This is a genomic window from Mycobacterium sp. 852013-50091_SCH5140682 (assembly GCF_001665685.1).
Taxonomy (GTDB): domain Bacteria; phylum Actinomycetota; class Actinomycetes; order Mycobacteriales; family Mycobacteriaceae; genus Mycobacterium.
Genome location: NZ_LZTB01000088.1, coordinates 69,926 through 89,061, shown reverse-complemented (window position 1 = coordinate 89,061; position 19,136 = coordinate 69,926). Strand labels below are relative to the sequence as shown.

Annotated in this window: 17 protein-coding genes and 1 rRNA gene; 4 read left to right on the top strand and 14 right to left on the bottom strand. The window is 67.7% G+C overall.

The genetic code is table 11. The features are described from left to right. The 3 genes from A5784_RS23290 to A5784_RS23280 all read right to left on the bottom strand — a co-directional run. Positions 1-265 (bottom strand): 16S ribosomal RNA (locus A5784_RS23290); the annotation flags it as partial. Between the two features lie 395 nt (positions 266-660). Further along, a complete protein-coding gene (gene tyrS, locus A5784_RS23285; protein ID WP_064947242.1) occupies positions 661-1,947 on the bottom strand; it encodes a tyrosine--tRNA ligase in 1,287 nt (428 codons plus the stop codon). A 44-nt stretch (positions 1,948-1,991) separates the two neighbouring features. Next, entirely contained in the window at positions 1,992-2,603 is a 612-nt protein-coding gene (locus tag A5784_RS23280) for a DNA-3-methyladenine glycosylase (RefSeq protein ID WP_064947241.1), read from the bottom strand. A 69-nt stretch (positions 2,604-2,672) separates the two neighbouring features. On the opposite strand from A5784_RS23280, the gene A5784_RS23275 reads away from it, so the two are divergent. From A5784_RS23275 to A5784_RS23265, 3 genes are read left to right on the top strand one after another with little or no spacing between them, the layout of a single operon-like run. After that, on the top strand, positions 2,673-3,419 hold the full coding sequence (locus A5784_RS23275; protein WP_064947240.1) for an ABC transporter ATP-binding protein: 747 nt from the start codon (positions 2,673-2,675) through the stop codon (positions 3,417-3,419). After that, a complete protein-coding gene (locus A5784_RS23270; protein ID WP_082945027.1) occupies positions 3,362-4,189 on the top strand; it encodes an ABC transporter permease in 828 nt (275 codons plus the stop codon). Before A5784_RS23275 ends, A5784_RS23270 begins: the two co-directional genes overlap by 58 nt. Then, entirely contained in the window at positions 4,186-4,791 is a 606-nt protein-coding gene (locus A5784_RS23265) for a TetR/AcrR family transcriptional regulator (protein WP_064947238.1), read from the top strand. Before A5784_RS23270 ends, A5784_RS23265 begins: the two co-directional genes overlap by 4 nt. On the opposite strand, the gene A5784_RS23260 is transcribed toward A5784_RS23265, so the two are convergent. Genes A5784_RS23260 through A5784_RS23250 form a run of 3 tightly spaced genes read right to left on the bottom strand, consistent with a single transcriptional unit; the run spans position 4,774 to position 8,603 of the window. Continuing rightward, positions 4,774-4,989 carry a Trm112 family protein gene (locus tag A5784_RS23260; RefSeq protein WP_064947237.1) on the bottom strand — a complete coding sequence of 72 codons (216 nt, stop codon included), beginning with the start codon at positions 4,987-4,989 and terminating at the stop codon, positions 4,774-4,776. The genes A5784_RS23265 and A5784_RS23260 overlap by 18 nt on opposite strands. Positions 4,990-4,992: 3 nt before the next feature. After that, positions 4,993-5,547: a hypothetical protein gene (locus A5784_RS23255; protein ID WP_064947236.1), complete on the bottom strand. Its 555-nt coding sequence runs from the start codon at positions 5,545-5,547 to the stop codon at positions 4,993-4,995. Between the two features lie 59 nt (positions 5,548-5,606). Continuing rightward, a complete protein-coding gene (locus A5784_RS23250) occupies positions 5,607-8,603 on the bottom strand; it encodes an acyl-CoA synthetase (RefSeq protein WP_064947252.1) in 2,997 nt (998 codons plus the stop codon). Between the two features lie 145 nt (positions 8,604-8,748). Here A5784_RS23250 and A5784_RS23245 point away from each other — a divergent pair, with 145 nt between their 5' ends. Beyond that, a complete protein-coding gene (locus tag A5784_RS23245) occupies positions 8,749-10,536 on the top strand; it encodes an ABC-F family ATP-binding cassette domain-containing protein (protein ID WP_064947235.1) in 1,788 nt (595 codons plus the stop codon). A gap of 18 nt (positions 10,537-10,554) precedes the next feature. On the opposite strand, the gene argH is transcribed toward A5784_RS23245, so the two are convergent. Genes argH through argC form a run of 8 tightly spaced genes read right to left on the bottom strand, consistent with a single transcriptional unit; the run spans position 10,555 to position 19,033 of the window. Continuing rightward, positions 10,555-11,964 carry an argininosuccinate lyase gene (gene argH, locus A5784_RS23240; protein WP_064947234.1) on the bottom strand — a complete coding sequence of 470 codons (1,410 nt, stop codon included), beginning with the start codon at positions 11,962-11,964 and terminating at the stop codon, positions 10,555-10,557. A gap of 50 nt (positions 11,965-12,014) precedes the next feature. Then, a complete protein-coding gene (locus tag A5784_RS23235; protein ID WP_064947233.1) occupies positions 12,015-13,214 on the bottom strand; it encodes an argininosuccinate synthase in 1,200 nt (399 codons plus the stop codon). Positions 13,215-13,237: 23 nt separating this feature from the next. Beyond that, positions 13,238-13,714, bottom strand: a complete 477-nt coding sequence (locus A5784_RS23230; protein ID WP_029368235.1) for an arginine repressor — start codon at positions 13,712-13,714, stop codon at positions 13,238-13,240. 7 nt (positions 13,715-13,721) lie between these two features. After that, a complete protein-coding gene (argF, locus tag A5784_RS23225; protein WP_064947232.1) occupies positions 13,722-14,654 on the bottom strand; it encodes an ornithine carbamoyltransferase in 933 nt (310 codons plus the stop codon). Next, positions 14,651-15,817 carry an acetylornithine transaminase gene (locus A5784_RS23220; protein ID WP_064947231.1) on the bottom strand — a complete coding sequence of 389 codons (1,167 nt, stop codon included), beginning with the start codon at positions 15,815-15,817 and terminating at the stop codon, positions 14,651-14,653. Before A5784_RS23220 ends, argF begins: the two co-directional genes overlap by 4 nt. Beyond that, positions 15,814-16,746, bottom strand: coding sequence for an acetylglutamate kinase (gene argB, locus A5784_RS23215; protein WP_064947230.1), 933 nt, complete (start codon positions 16,744-16,746; stop codon positions 15,814-15,816). Before argB ends, A5784_RS23220 begins: the two co-directional genes overlap by 4 nt. After that, the gene (gene argJ, locus A5784_RS23210; RefSeq protein WP_064947251.1) at positions 16,743-17,960 is read right to left on the bottom strand and encodes a bifunctional glutamate N-acetyltransferase/amino-acid acetyltransferase ArgJ; all 1,218 of its coding nucleotides are present in this window, start codon (positions 17,958-17,960) and stop codon (positions 16,743-16,745) included. Before argJ ends, argB begins: the two co-directional genes overlap by 4 nt. A gap of 23 nt (positions 17,961-17,983) precedes the next feature. Further along, positions 17,984-19,033 (bottom strand): N-acetyl-gamma-glutamyl-phosphate reductase, encoded by a 1,050-nt coding sequence (argC, locus tag A5784_RS23205; protein ID WP_197514846.1) that lies wholly within the window; start codon positions 19,031-19,033, stop codon positions 17,984-17,986. Positions 19,034-19,136 lie beyond the last annotated feature (103 nt).

Below are 19,136 nucleotides of genomic sequence, written 5' to 3'. Positions count from 1 at the left end.
TGGTAGGCCATTACCCCACCAACAAGCTGATAGGCCGCGGGCCCATCCCACACCGCAAAAGCTTTCCACCACACACCATGAAGCATGCGGTCATATTCGGTATTAGACCCAGTTTCCCAGGCTTATCCCAAAGTGCAGGGCAGATCACCCACGTGTTACTCACCCGTTCGCCACTCGAGCACCCCGAAGGGCCTTTCCGTTCGACTTGCATGTGTTAAGCACGCCGCCAGCGTTCGTCCTGAGCCAGGATCAAACTCTCCAAACAAAAACCCCGGGACAAACCCGAAAGCAAAACAGTTCAGAAAAATCCGACCTAACAAAACGACACCAAAACTGGCATCAAAAAAACAGGTCACACCCTAAACGGGAAAAGAATGCAACCAAAAAACAACAAACAAAAACCACCAAACACACTATTGAGTTCTCAAACAACACACCCGAGCCAACCGCACAGTCATCCCGCGGCCAAAAGCCGCGAAACTAAGGGCGGACAGTAAGAAACCCCCACCAAAGTGGGAGACTCACTCGGACTTTGTCTTCACTCCCCGGCCTCAGACCGTGTCGCTCCGACTTGGAATAAGTTACGCCAGGGCCAACAACGAGTCAAATTCCCAGGTCGCCCCCACAACACTGCAGGTCAGAGGCCCGGGAACCGGCAGGCTACGCCCCGACGCGCTCGACACCGGCAATGTTGCGCTTGCCACGTCGCAACACCAGCCAACGGTCATGCAAAAAGTCGGCGGCCTGTGGTACCCACTCGTCACTTTCAATACGGATGTTGTTGACGTACACGCCACCTTCGGCGACGTTGCGTCGCGCGGCTCCCTTACTTGCCGCCAGTCCACTCGCCACCAACAAATCGGTGATCGTGTCGGCACCGCCGGGCTTCAATTCGGCGACCTGTCCGCTACTCGCCTCCCGCAGAGCCGCGGACAGCGTGGACTCGTCGAGATCCGTCAGCTCGCCACGCCCGAACAGCGCCTGGCTGGCGAGTTCGACGGCTCGGGTCGCCGCTTCGCCGTGGACGAGCGTCGTCAACTCACGCGCCAACCTCCTCTGTGCGGCGCGCTCGTGCGCACGGGTCCGGGTGGCTTCGTCGAGCTCGGCAAGTTCCTCGGCGGACAGGAACGTGAACCACCGCAGGTACCGCACCACATCGGCGTCGGCCGCATTGACGAAGTACTGGTACCAGGCATACGGGCTGGTCAGCTCGGGGTCGAGCCAGAGATTTCCGCCACCGGTGGACTTGCCGAACTTCTTGCCTTCGGAGTCGGTGACAAGCGGCGTCGTCATGGCATGCACTGTCGCCCCGAGTTTCTGGCGCACGAGCCGGGCCCCGGCGACGATGTTTCCCCACTGGTCAGAGCCACCGATCTGCAACGCGCAGCCGTGCCGTTGGTGAAGTTCGACGTAGTCGTTGGCCTGCAACAACATGTAGCTGAACTCCGTGTAGGAGATGCCGTCGCCTTCGAGACGGCGTCGGACGGTGTCCCGGTCGAGCATCACATTGACCGAGAAGTACTTGCCGATATCTCGGAGAAACTCGATGGCCGACAACTCGCCGGTCCAGTTCAGGTTGTTTTCGACGATCGCACCGGTCGGGGAGTCGTTGAACTCGACAAACCTCTCCAGCTGGCCACGGATGCGGCCGGCCCAGTCGGCCACCGTGTCGGCGGTGTTGAGGGTTCGTTCCCCGGTTTCCCGCGGGTCACCGATCATCCCCGTGGCGCCGCCGGCCAAGACGATGGGCCGGTGGCCTGCCTGCTGGAAGCGGCGCAATGTCAGCAACGGCACCAAATGCCCGGCATGCAAGCTCGGCGCGGTGGGATCGAAGCCGGAGTACACGGTCACCGGACCGTTGGCCAGATCCTCGGCCAGTGCATCACGGTCGGTCGATTGCGCGATGAGTCCGCGCCAGTCCAGCTCCTCCAGGATGTCCGTTGACATAGGGAGATCATGCCGCATCGGCGCATCGCTCCACCGTCCGGCGATCAGTCGCTGCCGCCGGGTGCGGGTGCCCGCGGGCTTCTCCGGTACGCCGACACCTCACGGTGTCCCTTCAGCCAGAATCGCCAGGGTCGGTCTGCCGCCACGCTGACACCGACGCGCGGCCCGTCGACCGCCGCGTGCTGAGCAGCGAGCCGCAGCCGGACCGGACTGCTCTCGTCGAACAGATCGATTCCGTTGTCCTCCATGATGATTCCGAGTGCCGAACACAGATTGCCGGGTCCTCGGGCCAACGCCGATGGTGTCACCGCGGCGCCCCGGCGGTCTTGGGCCTGCGCCACTCCCCCGGTGATGGCTGCCGCCCGCAACAGCACCGCGCCTGCGACCCCGTTGTAACCGCACACCACGTTGGCGCACACGTGGATGCCGTGGCTGCGGTAGGTGTAGAGCCGCCCGGGCGGGCCGTACATCACCAGGTTGCGGCCCCGCGGACCGCGGAAGGAGTGGGATGCGGCGTCCGGCCAGGGCCCGTCTGGCGGGCCGCCGTAGGCCTCGACCTCGACGATCGTCGCCTCGACGCCACGTCCGCTGAGCTGGGCACCGAGCAGCCGACGGGCTGCCGCGACGGGGTCCCCTACCAGTCGTTCGGCGCCCACCCGAGCGATTCTGCACTGCCGCGCCGCACGCCGTTGACACAGGCCCGTGCCCGGGTGGATATTCATTACATGATGACTTCATCGGCTGATGAATTCCGATCCTCGCCGGCTGTCGACATCGACGGGCTGAACGTGGTTCGTGGCAAGCGGCCGGCGCTGCGCGACGTCACGGTGCAGATCGCGCGTGGCACGATCACCGGCCTGCTCGGGCCCTCGGGCTGCGGAAAAACAACGTTGATGCGGTGCGTCGTCGGCACCCAGATCGTCGCCTCCGGATCGGTGACTGTGCTGGGACACCCCGCAGGCAGTGCTCCGCTGCGCCACCGGGTCGGTTACGTCACGCAGGATCCGACCATCTACGACGACCTTCGGGTCATCGACAACGTCCGCTATTTCGCCGCTCTGTACGGCACCACCGTCAAAGCCGCCGATGAGGCGGTTCAGGCGGTGGGCCTGCACGACCACCGAACCGCGTACTGCGGCAATTTGTCCGGCGGTCAACGCACCCGCGCATCGCTGGCCTGCGCGCTGGTCGCAGACCCTGAGCTGCTCGTCCTGGACGAACCCACCGTCGGCCTCGATCCCGTGCTGCGCGTCGAACTCTGGGAGCAGTTCCGCGAGCTGTCCCGGCGCGGAGCCACGCTGCTGGTCTCCAGCCACGTCATGGACGAGGCCGACCATTGCGGTGACCTGCTCCTGATGCGCGAAGGGCGCCTGCTCGCCCACACCACCCCGGCCCAACTCCGGAAGGACACGTCATGCACATCTCTGGAGGAAGCGTTTCTGACCGTCATCCGGCAGCGCACCGCGGCCTGACCCAACGCAGCAGGCTCAGCCCGCAGGCCTACCTCGCCACGACCGGCCGGATTCTGCGCCAGCTCGCCGCCGATCACCGCAGCGTGGCGATGATCCTTGTAGTGCCGAGCCTGGTCATCACCCTGATGTACTTCATGTTCCACGACGCCCCGCACCGGCCGGGCGCACCGAATCCGTTCAACAACGCCTGCCTGATCATGCTCGGGGTGTTCCCCCTGGTGGTGATGTTCCTGATCACCTCGATCACCATGCAGCGCGAACGGGTTTCGGGGACCCTCGAACGGATCCTGACCACCCCGTTGCGCCGGTTCGACCTGCTCGCCGCCTACGGCACCGCGTTCTCGATCGCGGCCGCAGCGCAGGCGAGCTTGGCGTGCGTCGTCGCATTCTGGTTCCTCGGCTTCAGCACCGCGGGCAGCCCGCTGCTGGTATTCCTCATCGCCATCATCAACGCTGTGCTCGGCGTCGGATTGGGCCTGTTGTGCAGCGCGTTCGCGCGCACAGAGTTCCAGGCCGTGCAGTTCATGCCGGTGGTGATCGTGCCGCAGTTGCTGTTGTGCGGCATCATCGTGCCTCGCGAGGCGCTGCCCGAATGGCTGCAGTGGATCAGCAACGTACTGCCGGCCAGCTATGCGCTCGAGGCGCTGCAGCAGGTCGGCTCCCATCCGGACCTCACGGCCGTCGCGGCGCGGGACATCGCCGTGGTGGTGGGGTTCGCCGCCGTGGCGCTGGGTCTGGCGGCGGCGACCCTGCGACGACGGACGCCATGAGCGAACGCAAACGACCAGGACGGCCACCAGGACCGTCCGACACCCGGGAACGAATCCTCGCCAGTGCGCGGGAGTTGTTCGCGCGCAACGGAATCGACAAGACATCGATCCGGGCGATCGCCACCGACGCCGGGGTGGACCCCGCGTTGGTCCACCACTACTTCGGCACCAAGACGCAACTGTTCGCCGCCGCGATCCACATTCCGATCGATCCGATGACCGTGATCGGACCGCTGCGGGACGTTCCGATCGAGCAGCTCGGCCACACGCTGCCCACAATTCTGTTGCCGCTCTGGGATTCCGAGATGGGCAAAGGGCTGATCGCCACATTGCGCTCGATCCTGGCGGGCAGCGAGGTCTCGCTGCTGCGGACCTTCTTGCAGGACATCATCGTCGGCGAGGTCGGACCCCGCGTCGACAGCCCACCGGGCAGCGGCCGGACCCGGGTGCAGTTCGTGGCATCCCAGCTCGTCGGTGTGGTGATGGCGCGTTACATCCTGGAGCTGGAGCCGTTCAAATCACTGTCAGTCGAGCAGGTCGCCGAGACCATCGGCCCCAACCTGCAGCGGTACCTGACCGGGGAACTACCCGGCCTCGGGTGAGCCGGCCAGCGCCAACAACCGCTCGTGCTCGGCGTCGTCGACCTCGACGGCCTCATCGACGAGCAAGACCGGAATACCGTCGGCGATGCGGTAGGCCCGCCGCAACCGCGCGTTGTACAGCCAGTCATTACCGGCGAGCAATAGGGGCCCGCGGTCCTGCGGGCACACCAGGATCTTGAGGAGCTTTTCGTCGATCACCGATCAGCCGACCGGGACGTTGATGCCGGAGTTGTTGGGGCCCAGCGAGATGCCCGGAGTACCCGGCGCACCCGGAATGGGCACCTGGCCGGGGCCCGTCTGGTTGATGCCCGCGGAGATACCTCCGGAGGACTGCGAGCCGTTGGACCTGGCCTGCAACTTGCGCTGATATGACAGCGTGTTCTTGAGCGCGTCGATCAGCGGCATCTGGTCGGGTTTCTTGTCGAGCGCCGCGACGATGGCATCGCGGTTGGCGTTCGACGGTTTGAAGCCCTGCGCCCGCAACTGCAAGACCGAGTGGATCAGCTGGGAGATCTGGCCGCCACCTGAGCCGGTGTCGTATTCCTTATCGATGATGGCGAGCGCCTCGTCGGCCGTCATCTGCGGGGCCGGTGGCGTGTCCGCCGTCGCCGCCGCGTTCGCATTGGCGTCGGCCGCTGGATCGGCGAGGGCGACCGGCGCTGCTACGCCTGCCAGCAAGCCTGCGGCGAGTGCACTACCGGCCACCGCGCCGGTGACGGTCCGCCGCCAACGGTTTCCGCTCGTCTGCGATGTCATCAATCCTCCAGTCGGTGCGCCGCTTGGCGGAGCCTAACAGGGCTCCGACGATACGGCTGCTAGGACGGATCGGCAGCCGTATCGGGCTCGCCCTGTCCTGCGGTCAGTTCGGTCCATACGGCCACGGTCAGCGTCTTGTACGTCTGGGTATCGGGATCGAAGTACCAGGAGTTACGGCGGGCCGGTTTCGGGACCCCCGCGGCCTGCAGCGGGCCCGCCATCGGCCGGTACGACGCGCCGAGCTTCATGTCGGCGACCACGTGCACGAAGTCCGGCGGGTTGCCCACGGGCAGGTCCGCGAGCGCGTGCGTGAGATCGGCGGTGGGGATGCTGCCGCCCGGGCGCAGGGCCAGAGCGGTGACGGCCACCTGCTGGCCGGCAAGGTCGACGCCGTAGGTCACGGCGAGGTCGACGGCGTCGAGGCGTCCCACGGCGTCGCTGATCGGAGTGCCGTAGACCGGTCCGCGATCGGTGTGGATCACGGCGCTGCGGTTGTCCACCTGCCAGTAGTCGCCGTCCTCGTCGCGACGGAACAGGAATTCGGTGGACACCCACGTGTCGGCCGGCGCGAAGACGCCGCGCTTGACGGCGGCGGTCGGATCGACCGGCCCACGCGGATGGGCCAGCAGCACGCCGACCTCGTTGGGTTCGGCCTTGCGGACGAAGCCCTGCTCGTCCTCGAGGATGAGATCGTCGTCGGCGTCGTAGGCGGCGAGCTCGATGTGCCCGGCACCGGGCAGCGGCCGGCCCTTGCTGCCGATCTTGGCGCCGGACACGTTGGCCAGCACCGCCTGCCCGTCGGTGGTCGCGAAGAACTCCACCACTTGTGCGGGCTCGAATATCTCGACCACCCGCTTCCACAGCCCGGCGGGCATGCCGGAGCCGATGAACAGCCGTACCGGATGCGAGCCGACGAGGGAGAACGACGGGTCGTCGATGACCTCGCGCAGCATCGCCCAGGTGTAGGACACCACGGTGACGCCGTATTGGCGGATCTCCTGGAGGAACCGGTCGGGCTGCAGGCCGCGCGACAGCGCGATGCGCGAGCCGCCCACGACTGCCCCGCCGAGAGCGACCAGCAGCCCCGACTGGTGATGCAGCGGCGTCAGGCAGTACACCGTGTCCCCGCGGCCGAGGTTGGCCGCCGACGCGGTGCCGAACGCCGACAGCGCCCATCGGAAGTTGGTGATCTGTCGAGCGACGAGTTCGCCGGCGACCGTGGTGAACGCGACGAATGCCAGATCGCGCGCCAGGCCGGGGTTGGACCGGTACCAGCCGGGCAGCTCGACCACATCGGGGTTGATCTTCTCCATGTCGATGACGTCGGAGTCCTCGGGCAGATGCAGATCGCGGTTCTCGCCGCCACCCAGCACGAGGACGCGGGTTTCCAGCCGCCGGGCCGCATCAAGGTGGCTCGGGTCCGCGATGATCTCCGACACCCCGCCCAGCCGCGCAGCCTCCGCCAGATCGACGTCGGGCGGCATCAACACGGCCACGGCACCCAGGCGCGACAGCGCGGCGATGGCCACCAACGCGCTGGGTCGCGTCTCCATCAGCACGCCGACGTGCGCGCCCTGGCGCACCCCGACGTCGATCAGGCCGCGGACCACGTTGTTGATGCGGCGGTCGACCGCCTCGTAGGTGTGCACCCGGCCGTCGAACAGCAGCGCCTCGCCGTTGGGAAGGTTGCGCGCCTGCTCGCTCATGATGCGGCCCAACGAGATCCGGGTGTGGTCGTTGACCTGGCCGAGGCGCGCCAGCCTCGGCAGGGTGCGGGCGGTCTCGACGACCAGGGTCCGAGCCGATTTATTGGCCGCCACCAATGCCTCGGCCGCCGAGCGGGCTACCCCGAATGCCATCTCGGTGGCGGCGGTGGCGCCGTGGGTCACGCGCGTCGTAAACGACACCCCGCCTTCGGGGTGGTCGGCGGGCTGCAGGCTCATCGGGACCACGCCGTCGGGCATCTCCTCGGCGTTGTCGAGCCACTTGACCCACTGGGCCACCGTGGGCCACGTCTGATTCGAAGCTTTGGAGCCGACGACCAGGCCGAAATGCCCGGCGCGAATCAGGTACTCGTACACGTCGGCCTGCGGCGCGGCGCGTTTGATGCCCCGGACCGCCGCCGGCTGGCCGATGTCGTCGACCTCACCGACCACCGCGAGCACCGGGCAGTCGATATCGGACAGCGTCACGAGATCCCCGTGGATGGAGAAGCCGCCGGTCATCATGCGGTTGTGGGCGATGAACTGCTTGAGCAGCTCGGAGATGGCCGGGCCCGACCAGGCGATCCACCCTTCGGAGGCCAGGAACCGCCGTTGCTGTTCGCGCGGCAGCAGCGCCTCACGGTCGTGCAGTTGGAGTAAGAAGTCCAGCCGGGACTGAGCGGTCTTGATCGGGTCGAGCATCTGAAATCCGGTGCGGGCCAACCAACCCGGAATGTCGATCCGGCTGAACACATGATCTGCCATGAAGTCGGCGGCACCGGCGGCGACACCGGCCGGCAGGTTCATCGGAAGCGCGGCCAGCGTGTCCACCGGCGAACCGAACGCGATGATGCTCGCGATGTCCTTCGACCGACGGTACGCAGCAGTCTGATACGCGAACATGCCGCCCTGGGAGTACCCGGCGAGGTGCACATCGCGGCCGGTGACCGTCTTGATGGTGTCGATGGCTTCGCTGAGCGCGACGACGTGGTCGGCGAGGTTGCGCTGCATCCCGCCCTCGACCTTGTCCGGTGAGCCGAAGTCGATCACCCACGGGTCGATGCCGGCACTGTGCAGGATGCCCACGGCCCCCTCGTCGCGAGTCACGTCCCACATGTCGGCGGCCATCATCATCGGGTGCACCATCAGCACCGGCGGGCCGGGTTCCGCGGCGCCGGGCCGGATGTCGGGCGGGAAGTACCGGCGCAGCTTGAACATCGGCACGCTCTGGATGATCTGGAACGGAGAGGGGACGGCGCCGGTCTCCAGGCCTCCGTAGCGCAGCACCTCGAGCCCGTTCTGCGCAGTCGCCAGCAACCGCTCCACCGGTTTGGTCACTGCCGAGAAATCCATCAACGCCCGCTCCCCTACGTTTTTGACGTGCTGTCCCCGACTGACGTGGTCATCATGGCACGTCACCGCACCGGCGACGACGCCTGAGGCAAACCGCACCGGCACCTTCACGGCCGGGCCGAGGCTGACGCTAAGGTCGGCGGCGATGGCACACCTACTCGGCGGCGAAGCCCTGCACCTGGAGTACCCGACAGGTGTGGTGTTCGACGCTGTCACCGTCGGCGTCAGCGACGGCGACCGCATCGGCATCGTCGGCCGCAACGGCGACGGCAAATCGAGCCTTCTGGGCATGCTCACCGGGCGGATCACCCCGCATGGCGGGCGCGTCACCCAGCGGGGAGGTCTGCGAGTGGGCGCACTCGACCAGACCGACACGCTGGATTCCGAGCACACGGTCGGCTGGTCGCTGGTGGGTGATCGGCCGGAGCACGAATGGGCCGGGGATGCGCGTGTGCGGGACGTCATCGGCGGGCTGGTGGCCGATATCGGATTCGACGCAACGGTCGGCACCCTCTCCGGCGGGCAACGCCGACGGGTGCAGCTGGCTGCGCTGCTGATCGGCGACTGGGACGTCGTCGCCCTCGACGAGCCCACCAACCACCTCGACATCGAGGGCATCACCTGGCTGGCCGGGCATTTGCAGGGCCGCTGGGCGCGCGGCGCTGGTGGGCTGCTGCTCATCACGCACGACCGGTGGTTCCTCGACGAGGTCGCAACGGCCACGTGGGAGGTGCACGACGGCATCGTCGAGCCCTTCGAAGGCGGGTACGCGGCGTATGTGTTGCAGCGGGTGGAGCGCGACCGCATCGCCGCCGCGTCCGAGGCCAAACGGCAGAACCTGATGCGCAAGGAACTGGCGTGGCTGCGGCGCGGCCCGCCAGCCCGCAGCTCGAAGCCCAAGTTCCGCATCGATGCGGCCAACGCCCTGATCTCCGATGTGCCGCCGCTGCGCAACAGCGTGGAACTGTCCCGCCTGGCGACCGCCCGCCTCGGCAAGGACGTCATCGACCTGCTGGACGTGTCCGTCGCATTCGACGGCCGCGAGGTGCTGCGCGATGTCGAATGGCGCATCGCCCCGGGCGAACGCACAGGCATCCTCGGCGCCAACGGAGCCGGGAAGTCGACGCTGCTCGGACTGATCGCCGGCACGGTGGCCCCGACCACGGGCCGGGTCAAACGCGGAAAGACAGTGCGGCTGGCGATTCTCGACCAGCAGTCGACCGAACTGAACGCCATGGCCGGCGACATGGTCCGCGAGGTGCTGGGCCGGCTGCAGACCAGCTACGTGATCGACGGCAAGGAGCTCACCCCGGCACAGCTGCTGGAGCGGTTGGGCTTCAACCGGGCGCAACTCTCGTCGCGGGTCGGTGAGCTCTCCGGTGGGCAGCGCCGCCGGTTGCAGCTCATGCTGGTGGTGCTGAGCGAGCCGAACGTCCTGGTGCTTGACGAGCCGACCAATGACGTCGACACCGACATGCTCACTGCCACCGAGGATCTGCTCGACTCCTGGCCGGGCACGCTGATCGTGGTGTCCCACGACCGCTATCTGCTGGAGCGGGTCACCGATCAGCAGTACGCGATCCTCGACGGGCGGCTGCGCCACCTCCCCGGCGGCGTCGACGAGTATCTGCGGCTGGCGGCACAGCCGTCGGCCCCGGCTGCCGCCTCGCGGACAGCGTCGACGCCGACGCCGACGCCCGCGCAGGGCAAGTCGGGCGCCGAGCTGCGCAACATCGAGAAAGAGGTCGCGTCGATCGACCGGTCGTTGGCCAAGCTCGCCGGTCGGATCTCCGACAAGCACGACGAGCTCGCGGCGCACGACCATTCCGACCATGTCGGAATCGGTCGGCTCACCGCGCAGCTACGCGAGCTGGAAGATCAGGTGGCCGAATTGGAGGCCCGCTGGCTGGAGCTGTCAGAACAGCTGGAGTGACTCGCGCGAAATGACGCGTCAGCGCAACCGGATCCGCAACTGATCCAGGGTGTCACGCACCACGCCGAGCTGCTTGGCCACCTGGATCGGGGCGGTGCCGCCGCGGGCATCGCGGGAATTGACCGACCCCGCGATCGTCAGCACCTCACGCACCTGAGCCGTCAGCCCGGGATGGATGCCTGCCAACTCGTCGTCGGCGAGCTCCTCCAGCCCGACCCCGCGGGCCTCGGCCGCACGTACCGCCGCGCCGGCCGCTTCGTGCGCGATCCGGAACGGAATACCTTGGCGCACCATCCATTCGGCGATATCGGTGGCCAGCGTGTATCCCTGCGGGGCCAGTGCCGCCATCCGGTCGGTGTCGAAAGTCAGCGTGCCCACCAACCCGGCCATCGCAGGCAGCAGCAGCTGCAGCTGCGCGACGGAGTCGAACACCGGCTCCTTGTCCTCTTGCAGGTCCCGGTTGTAGGCCAATGGCTGTGCCTTGAGCGTCGCGAGCAGCCCGGTCAGGTTGCCGATCAGCCTGCCGGACTTGCCGCGCGCCAGCTCGGCGATGTCCGGATTCTTCTTCTGCGGCATGATCGAACTGCCCGTCGACCAGGCGTCGTGCAGGGTGACGTAACCGAATTCCGTTGTGCTCCACAGGATGATGTCTTCGGCCAACCGTGACAGGTCGACAGCGATCATCGCGAACACGAAGGCTGCCTCCGCGGCGAAATCCCGCGAGGCCGTGGCGTCGATCGAGTTGTCGGCGGCCGCGGTGAACCCGAGTTCGTCGGCGATGGCATCGGGGTCCAGTCCCAGTGACGACCCGGCCAGCGCACCGGACCCGTAGGGCGAGACCGCGGCCCGCTTGTCGAGGTCGATGAGGCGGTCCGCGTCGCGCAGCAGCGGATGCGCGTGGGCGAGCAGATGATGCGCCAGCAACACCGGCTGTGCCGACTGCAGATGCGTCTTGCCGGGCATGATCGCCGTCGGGTGCGCGGCGGCCTGGGTGGCCAGTGCGGCCGCCACGTCGAGCACGCCGTTGCCGGCAGCGGTGATGGCGTCGCGCAGCCACATCCGGAACAGCGTGGCGACTTGGTCGTTTCGCGACCTCCCGGCCCGCAGCCGGCCGCCCAGATCGGGGCCGACCCGGTCGATCAGGCCACGCTCCAAGGCGCCGTGCACGTCCTCGTCACTGGGCAGCGGGCCGAAGCTGCCGTCGGCGAGGTCTTCGCCCAGGCTGTCCAGGCCGGCCAGCAGCCCGTCGCGCTGCTCGTCGGTGAGCAGGCCTGCGCGGTGCAGCACCCTGGCGTGCGCCTTGGACGCCCGCACGTCATACGGGGCCAGCGCCCAGTCGAAGTGCGTCGACTTGCTCAGCGCGGCAAGGGCATCCGACGGGCCGTCGGTGAACCGCCCGCCCCACAGCGAACCTTCGTTGGTACTCACGTCACCACCCTTCCGCGAGCAGTCCCCCGCAAGCGGGGGACTGCTCGGCATCAGATACCCAGGTCGCGCTTGGCCGAGATCTTCGAGCTGAGACCGTGCACGTGCACGAAGCCCTTGGCATTGGACTGGTCGAAGCTGTCGCCCTCGTCGTAGGTGGCGAGGTTGAAGTCGTAGAGCGACTCCGGGCTGCGCCGCCCGTTGACCGCGATGTGCCCGCCGTGCAGCACCAGCCGGATCTCGCCGGTCACGTGCTCCTGGGTGTGTGCGACGAACGACTCCAGGGCCCGCTTCAGCGGCGAGTACCACAGGCCGTCGTACACCAGCTCGCCCCACTTCTGGTCCGTGGTGCGCTTGAACCGGCCCAGCTCACGTTCCAGCGTGACGTGCTCCAGCTCGGTGTGCGCGGTGATGAGCACCATGGCGCCCGGGGCCTCGTAGATCTCGCGGCTCTTGATGCCGACCAGCCGGTCCTCGACCACGTCGAGCCGGCCGACGCCCTGAGCGCCTGCGCGGCGGTTGAGCTCGACGATGGCCTCAAGCACCGTGACCGGCTTGCCGTCGATGGAAACCGGCACGCCCTTGTCGAATCCGACGACGACCTCGTCGGGCGTGTTCCAGTGGACGGTCGGATCCTCGGTGTAGTCGTAGACGTCTTTGGTCGGTGCGTTCCACAGGTGCTCGAGGAAGCCCGTCTCGACCGCGCGGCCCCACACGTTCTGGTCGATGGAGAACGGTGAGCGCTTGGTGACGTTGATCGGGATCGCGTTCTCCTCGGCGAAGGCGATGGCCTTCTCGCGGGTCCAGGCGTAGTCACGCACCGGAGCGAGCACCTCGAGATCGGGTGCCAGCGACGCGAAGCCGACCTCGAAGCGGACCTGGTCGTTGCCCTTACCGGTGCAGCCGTGCGCGACGATGCCGCCGTTGTGCTCACGCGCGGCGGCCACCAGGTGCTTGACGATCAGCGGCCGGCTGATCGCGGAGACCAGCGGGTAGCGGTCCATGTACAACGCGTTGGATTGGATGGTGGGCAGGCAGTACTCGTTCGCGAACTCGTCGCGCGCGTCGACGACAACCGCCTCGACGGCGCCGCAATCCAGCGCCCGCTGCCGCACGACCTCCATGTCCTCGCCACCCTGGCCGAGGTCGATGGCGACGGCGACGACCTCGCGGCCGGTTTCCTTTCCGATCCAGCTGATCGCCACCGAAGTGTCGAGACCTCCGGAGTACGCCAGGATGACGCGATCGGACATGAGCAATCTCCTTGTGTTGGGCTCTATTTCAGGTTTTCGAGGGTGGTGGCCAGCTCGGCGCCGGTCATCGGTTCGCGCGCCACCACCGCGATGGTGTCGTCACCGGCGATGGTGCCGACCACATAGGGCAGGGCTGCGCGGTCGATGGCGCTGGCCAGGTAGTGCGCGGCCCCGGGCGGGGTGCGCAGCACGGCAAGGTTAGCGCTGGCATCGGTGGAAACCAGCAACTCCCCCATCAATCGGGTCAGCCGCTCGGTGCCGCCGGACACCCCGCGCACGGGGCTGCCGTCCTCCGGGACGACGTAGACCCCGACACCGCCGTCGGCGCCCCGCAGTTTGACCGCGCCGAGTTCCTCCAGGTCCCGCGACAGCGTGGCCTGGGTGACCTCGATGCCTTCGTCGGCCAGCAGGCTCGCCAACTCCGTCTGGCTGCTCACCGCGCGCGACGACAGGAGAGCGACGATGCGGGCCTGGCGGCCGACTCGGGTCGGAGAACTCATGGCGGGCTCAGGCGCGCGCCAGTAGCCAGGCCAGCAGCGCCTTCTGCGCGTGCAACCGGTTCTCGGCTTCGTCGAACACCGCGCTCTGCGGGCCGTCGATCACCTCATCGGTGATCTCGTAGCCGCGGTGCGCCGGAAGGCAATGCAGCACAACGGCTTCGGCGTCGGCCAGCTTGAGCAGGTCGCTGTTGACCTGGAACGGGCGGAACGGGCGGACCCGGTCGAGGCCGTCGTTCTCCTGGCCCATCGACGTCCAGGTGTCGGTGACGATGACGTCGACGCCGTCGACCGCGGCCCGCGGGTCGTCGGTCACCGTCACCGTCGCGCCGGTCTCCGCGGCACGCTTGCGGGCCGCGTCGACGTACTGCGGGTCGGGTCCGAAACCGTCGGGGGCGGCGATGGTGACGCTGATGCCCGCCGTGACGCCACCGATCATCAACGAGTGCGCCATGTTGTTGGCGCCGTCGCCCAGGTAGGTCATCGTCAAACCTTGCAGCGCCGCCACACCGCCCTTGCGCTCGGCGAGCGTCTGCAGGTCGGCCAGCACCTGGCAGGGGTGGAACTCGTCGGACAGCGCGTTGATGATCGGCACGGTCGCGCCGGACGCCATGGCCAGCAGGCGCTCCTGTGCGAAGGTGCGCCAGACGATCGCGTCGACGTAGCGGGACAACACCGCACCGGTGTCCTCCAGCGTTTCCTCGCGGCCGAGCTGCATGCTGCGGCCGTCGACCACGACCGCGTGCCCGCCCAGCTGGGAGATGCCCATCTCGAACGAGAACCGGGTGCGGGTCGAGTTCTTCTCGAAGATGACGCCGACGCCGCGCGGGCCTTCCAGCGGGCGATGGGAGAACGGCGCCTTCTTGAGCTCGGCCGCCAGCGCGAGGACCTCGGCTTGTTCGTCGGGCGTCAGGTCGTCGTCACGTAAGAAATGTCGGGTCATTTGGCCCCCTCGTCGAGCACCGCGGGTAGCGCGGTGAGGAACTGGTTGATCTGGTCCTCGGTGATGATCAGCGGCGGCGCCAACCGGATCACGTCGGCGGCCGCCGCGTTGACCAGGAAACCGGCGTCGCGGGCGGCGGATTCGACGGCCTTGGCACTGGGCGCGGTCAGCGCGATGCCCTGCAGCAGCCCCTTGCCGCGGACGTGGTCGACGAGTGGATGGCCCAGCTCCTCGATGCCGTGGCTGATGGTCTTGCCGAGCACACCGGCGCGCGCGATCAGATCGCCGTCGGCCAGGGCGCGCAGCACGCCCAGCGCCGCGGCCGTGCACACCGGGTTGCCGCCGAACGTGCTGCCGTGCAGACCCGGGGTCAGCAGGTCGCCCGCGGCGCCGATGGCCAGGCAGGCACCGATCGGCAGTCCGCCGCCGAGCCCCTTGGCCAGCGTCACCACGTCCGGCGTGATGCCGTCGTGTTGATGGGCGAAGAAGGCCCCGGTGCGGCCCACCCCGGTCTGTACCTCATCGAGGACCAGCAGCGCACCGTGTTTCGCGGTGATCTCGCGTGCGGCGACCAGGTAGCCGGCCGGCGGGACGACGACCCCGCCCTCTCCCATGATCGGTTCGAGGAACACCGCGGCCGTGGCGTCGTCAACGGCGGCGGCGAGAGCGTCAACGTCGCCGTAGGGCACGTGAGTCACGTTGCCCGGCAACGGTTCGAACGGCGCCTGCTTGGTGGGCTGGCCGGTCAGCGCCAGCGAGCCCATCGTGCGGCCGTGGAACGCGCCTTGGGCCGCAACGAGATTCGTCTTGCCGGTGAGCCGGGTGATCTTGAACGCGACCTCGTTGGCCTCGGTGCCCGAATTGCAGAAGAACGCCCGTGCGGGGCTTCCCAGATGGCCGACGAGTGCCTCTGCCAGCGCGATACCCGGTTCGGTGGCATAGAGATTCGAGGTGTGCCCGAGCGTGTTCAGCTGGGTGGTGACGGCCTCGATGACCGCGGGGTGGCGGTGCCCGAGCAGGTTCACCGCGATACCGCCGAGCAGGTCGAGGTACTGCTTGCCGTCGGTATCGGTGACTACCGCGCCGTCGCCGCTGGCCAGCGCCAACGGTGGGGTGCCGTAGTTGTTCATCATCACCGCTTCCCAGCGGTCCTGCAGTGTCATTGTTGCGCCCCAACTTCCTTGTCCGACTCCTCGCCAGGGCTCGTCCCTCGCTCCGGCGTCGTCGCACGCACTTTCGTTCCGGTTCCTTCATCGGTGAACAGCTCGACCAGCACGCAGTGTTCGACGCGGCCGTCGATCACGTGAGCGCTGGGCACGCCACCGGCCACGGCGCGCAGGCAGGCCTCGATCTTGGGCACCATGCCGGATTCGAGGCGCGGCAGCAGCTCGGCAAGTGCGGCCGTATCGATTTCACTGACCAGCGAATCACGGTCGGGCCAATCGGTGTACAGCCCTTCGACATCGGTGAGCATCACGAGCTTCTCCGCGCCCAGGGCCTCAGCCAGGGCCGCGGCGGCGGTGTCGGCGTTGATGTTGTGCACGACGCCGTCGGCATCGGGAGCGATGGTCGAGACCACCGGAATCCGGCCTGCGGCAATAAGATCCAGCAGCGACCCGGCGTTGACGTGCTCAACGTCGCCGACCAGGCCGATGTCGGTGGCCACGCCGTCGACGTTGACGCTGCGTCGGACCGCGGTGAACAGTTGCGCGTCCTCACCGGTGACCCCGACCGCATACGCGCCGTGCGCGTTGATCAGGTTGACCAGTTCGCGCCCCACCTGGCCGAACAGCACCATGCGTGCGACGTCGAGCACCTCGGGCGTGGTCACGCGGAACCCGCCCTTGAAATCACCTGCGATGCCGAGCTTTTTGAGCATGGCGCTGATCTGCGGGCCACCGCCGTGCACCACGACCGGGTGGATGCCGCAATTGCGCAGAAACACCATGTCGGCGGCGAACGCGGCCTTGAGGGTCTCGTCGGTCATGGCGTTGCCGCCGTACTTGACCACCACGATCTTGCCGTGCAGCTGCTTGAGCCACGGCAATGCCGCCGCCAGCACCTGAGCTTTTATCGGCGTGGGCAAGCTCATGAGCTGTAGGCCGAGTTCTCTTCGACATAGGCGTGCGACAGGTCGGTGGTCCTGATGGACGCCGACGCGTCACCGACGGCCAGATCGACGACGACGGCGATATCCTCACCCGACAGATCCACCTCGCGCGCACCCGGTGCACCGGCACCGTCGATGCACACCGGTGATCCGTTGAAGGACACACTGATTCGTTGCGGATCGAGGGTGACCGGGGCGATGCCGACGGCGGCCAGCACCCGGCCCCAATTGGGGTCCGAGCCGAACAGGGCGGTCTTGACCAGGCTGTCGCGTGCGATGGCCCGGGCCGCGACGACGGCCTCCTGTTCGTTGACTGCACCGGTGACGGTGATGACGACGCGTTTGGTGACGCCTTCGGCGTCGGCCTGCAGCTGCGTGCAGAGGTCTTCGCACACCCGCAGCACCGCATCGTCGAGATCGCTTTGGCTGGGCCGAATCTCGCTTGCCCCGGAAGCCAGCAGCAGAACCGTGTCATTGGTGGAGCAGCTGCCGTCGATGTCGAGGCGGTCGAAGGTCAGTGCGGACGCCCGGCGCAGCGCCGAGTTCAGCGCCTCGGCGTCGGCCACGGCGTCGGTGGTGAGAACCACCAGCATGGTGGCCAACGACGGCGCCATCATCCCGGCACCCTTGGCCATCCCGCCCAGGACCCAGTTCTCCCCCGACGCGACCGAATGGTGCAGCGCAACCTGTTTGGGCACGGTGTCGGTGGTCATGATGGCCCGGGCCGCGTCTTCGCCGCCGGTCAGGCCACCGGCCAACTCATGCACGATCTCGGTCACGCCGGCCAGCACCTTGTCCATCGGCAGCCGGTCGCCGATCAGGCCAGTGGAGCACACCGCGACCTCGATGGCACCGGTCTCGGTGCCCCAATCACTCAGGGCTGCCGCCACGCCCTCGGCGGTGGCATGGGCGTCCTGAAAGCCCAGGGGGCCCGTGCAGGCGTTGGCACCGCCCGAGTTCAGGATGACTGCGCGCAGTCGGCCGGTGGTGAGCACCTGCTGGGACCACTGCACGGGCGCGGCCTTGATCTGGTTTCTGGTGAACACGCCCGCCGCCGCATAGTCGGGGCCTTCGTTGAACACCAGCGCCAGGTCCGGCGCGCCGGACGCCTTGATGCCAGCGGCGATGCCGGCGGCACGGAAGCCCGCTGCGGCGGTAACACCCTGCGTGCGAACCAGTTTGGTTTCGGTGGTCATGCTCTCGGCTGACTGTGCAGAACTCACGGTGCCACTCCCACGATCGATAGTCCTTCGGTCTCAGGCCAACCCAGCGCCAGGTTCATCGACTGCACGGCCGCGCCGCCGGTCCCCTTGGTCAGGTTGTCGATGGCGGCGACGGCGACGAGCGTCTGCGCGTCGGCGTCCACGGCCACCGCCAGCTGGGCGGCGTTGCTGCCGATCACCGAGCCGGTCTTGGGCAACTGCCCCTCGGGCAGAAGATGAATGAACGGTTCAGCGCCGTAAGCCTTTTCGTAGGCGGCCCGGATCTCGGACTCCGACGCGGTGGTCCGTGCGGTGCACGTCGCCAGGATGCCCCGCGCAGTGGGGATCAGCACCGGGGTGAACGAGACGGTGACGTCCTTGTCGGTCACCGCCCGCAACCCCTGGGCGATCTCGGGGGTGTGCCGGTGCTTGCCCGCGATGTTGTAGGCCCGCGCCGACCCGATGATCTCCGAGCCCAGCAGGTCGACCTTCGCCGATTTGCCGGCCCCCGATGCGCCACTGACGGCGACGACCGTCACGGCCGGCTCGATCAGATCGGCGGCGACGGCGGGCAGCAGAGCCAGCAGCGCGGCGGTCGGATAACAGCCGGGTACCGCGACACGCTTGGTGCCGCGCAGCTTCTCGCGGGCGCCGGGCAGTTCGGGCAGCCCGTAGGGCCAGCTTCCGGCGTGGGTCGAGCCGTAGAACTTCTCCCAGGCCGCGGCGTCGGTGAGCCGGAAATCCGCTCCGCAGTCAATGATCAGCGTGTCGGGGCCGAGTTGTTCGGCCAGGGCAGCCGAATGTCCGTGCGGCAGGCCGAGAAACACCACGTCGTGGCCGGCGAGAACCTCGGCATCGGTGGCTTCGAGCACCCGTGATGCCAACGGCAGCAGGTGCGGGTGATGTTCGGCCAGCGTGGTGCCGGCACTTGCCGCGGCGGTCAGCGCGCCGATGGTCAAGCGCCCGTCGGCATACGCGGGATGGCCGAGGAGTAATCGCAGGATCTCGCCACCGGCGTAGCCGCTGGCGCCTGCCACCGCTACAGACGTCATGCGGCGATTCTGCATTGTTATGCAGTCAGACGCAAACTCATTAATCCCCTGCCCCGCGAGCGTGCGGGTCTGCCGCTCGACACGCCGGTGTCCATCGACCATATGCGCACGTTCACGA

Coding starts and splice junctions, on each gene's coding strand:
- A5784_RS23235 (WP_064947233.1), bottom strand. CDS start 13,214: ATGTCCGATCGCGTCATCCTGGCGTACTCCGGAGGTCTCGACACTTCG.
- A5784_RS23265 (WP_064947238.1), top strand. CDS start 4,186: ATGAGCGAACGCAAACGACCAGGACGGCCACCAGGACCGTCCGACACC.
- argF (WP_064947232.1), bottom strand. CDS start 14,654: ATGACCCGACATTTCTTACGTGACGACGACCTGACGCCCGACGAACAA.
- A5784_RS23220 (WP_064947231.1), bottom strand. CDS start 15,817: ATGACACTGCAGGACCGCTGGGAAGCGGTGATGATGAACAACTACGGC.
- A5784_RS23245 (WP_064947235.1), top strand. CDS start 8,749: ATGGCACACCTACTCGGCGGCGAAGCCCTGCACCTGGAGTACCCGACA.
- argJ (WP_064947251.1), bottom strand. CDS start 17,960: ATGACCACCGAAACCAAACTGGTTCGCACGCAGGGTGTTACCGCCGCA.
- argB (WP_064947230.1), bottom strand. CDS start 16,746: ATGAGCTTGCCCACGCCGATAAAAGCTCAGGTGCTGGCGGCGGCATTG.
- A5784_RS23270 (WP_082945027.1), top strand. CDS start 3,362: ATGCACATCTCTGGAGGAAGCGTTTCTGACCGTCATCCGGCAGCGCAC.
- A5784_RS23230 (WP_029368235.1), bottom strand. CDS start 13,714: ATGAGTTCTCCGACCCGAGTCGGCCGCCAGGCCCGCATCGTCGCTCTC.
- A5784_RS23275 (WP_064947240.1), top strand. CDS start 2,673: ATGATGACTTCATCGGCTGATGAATTCCGATCCTCGCCGGCTGTCGAC.
- argC (WP_197514846.1), bottom strand. CDS start 19,033: ATGCAGAATCGCCGCATGACGTCTGTAGCGGTGGCAGGCGCCAGCGGC.
- tyrS (WP_064947242.1), bottom strand. CDS start 1,947: ATGTCAACGGACATCCTGGAGGAGCTGGACTGGCGCGGACTCATCGCG.
- A5784_RS23250 (WP_064947252.1), bottom strand. CDS start 8,603: ATGGATTTCTCGGCAGTGACCAAACCGGTGGAGCGGTTGCTGGCGACT.
- A5784_RS23255 (WP_064947236.1), bottom strand. CDS start 5,547: ATGACATCGCAGACGAGCGGAAACCGTTGGCGGCGGACCGTCACCGGC.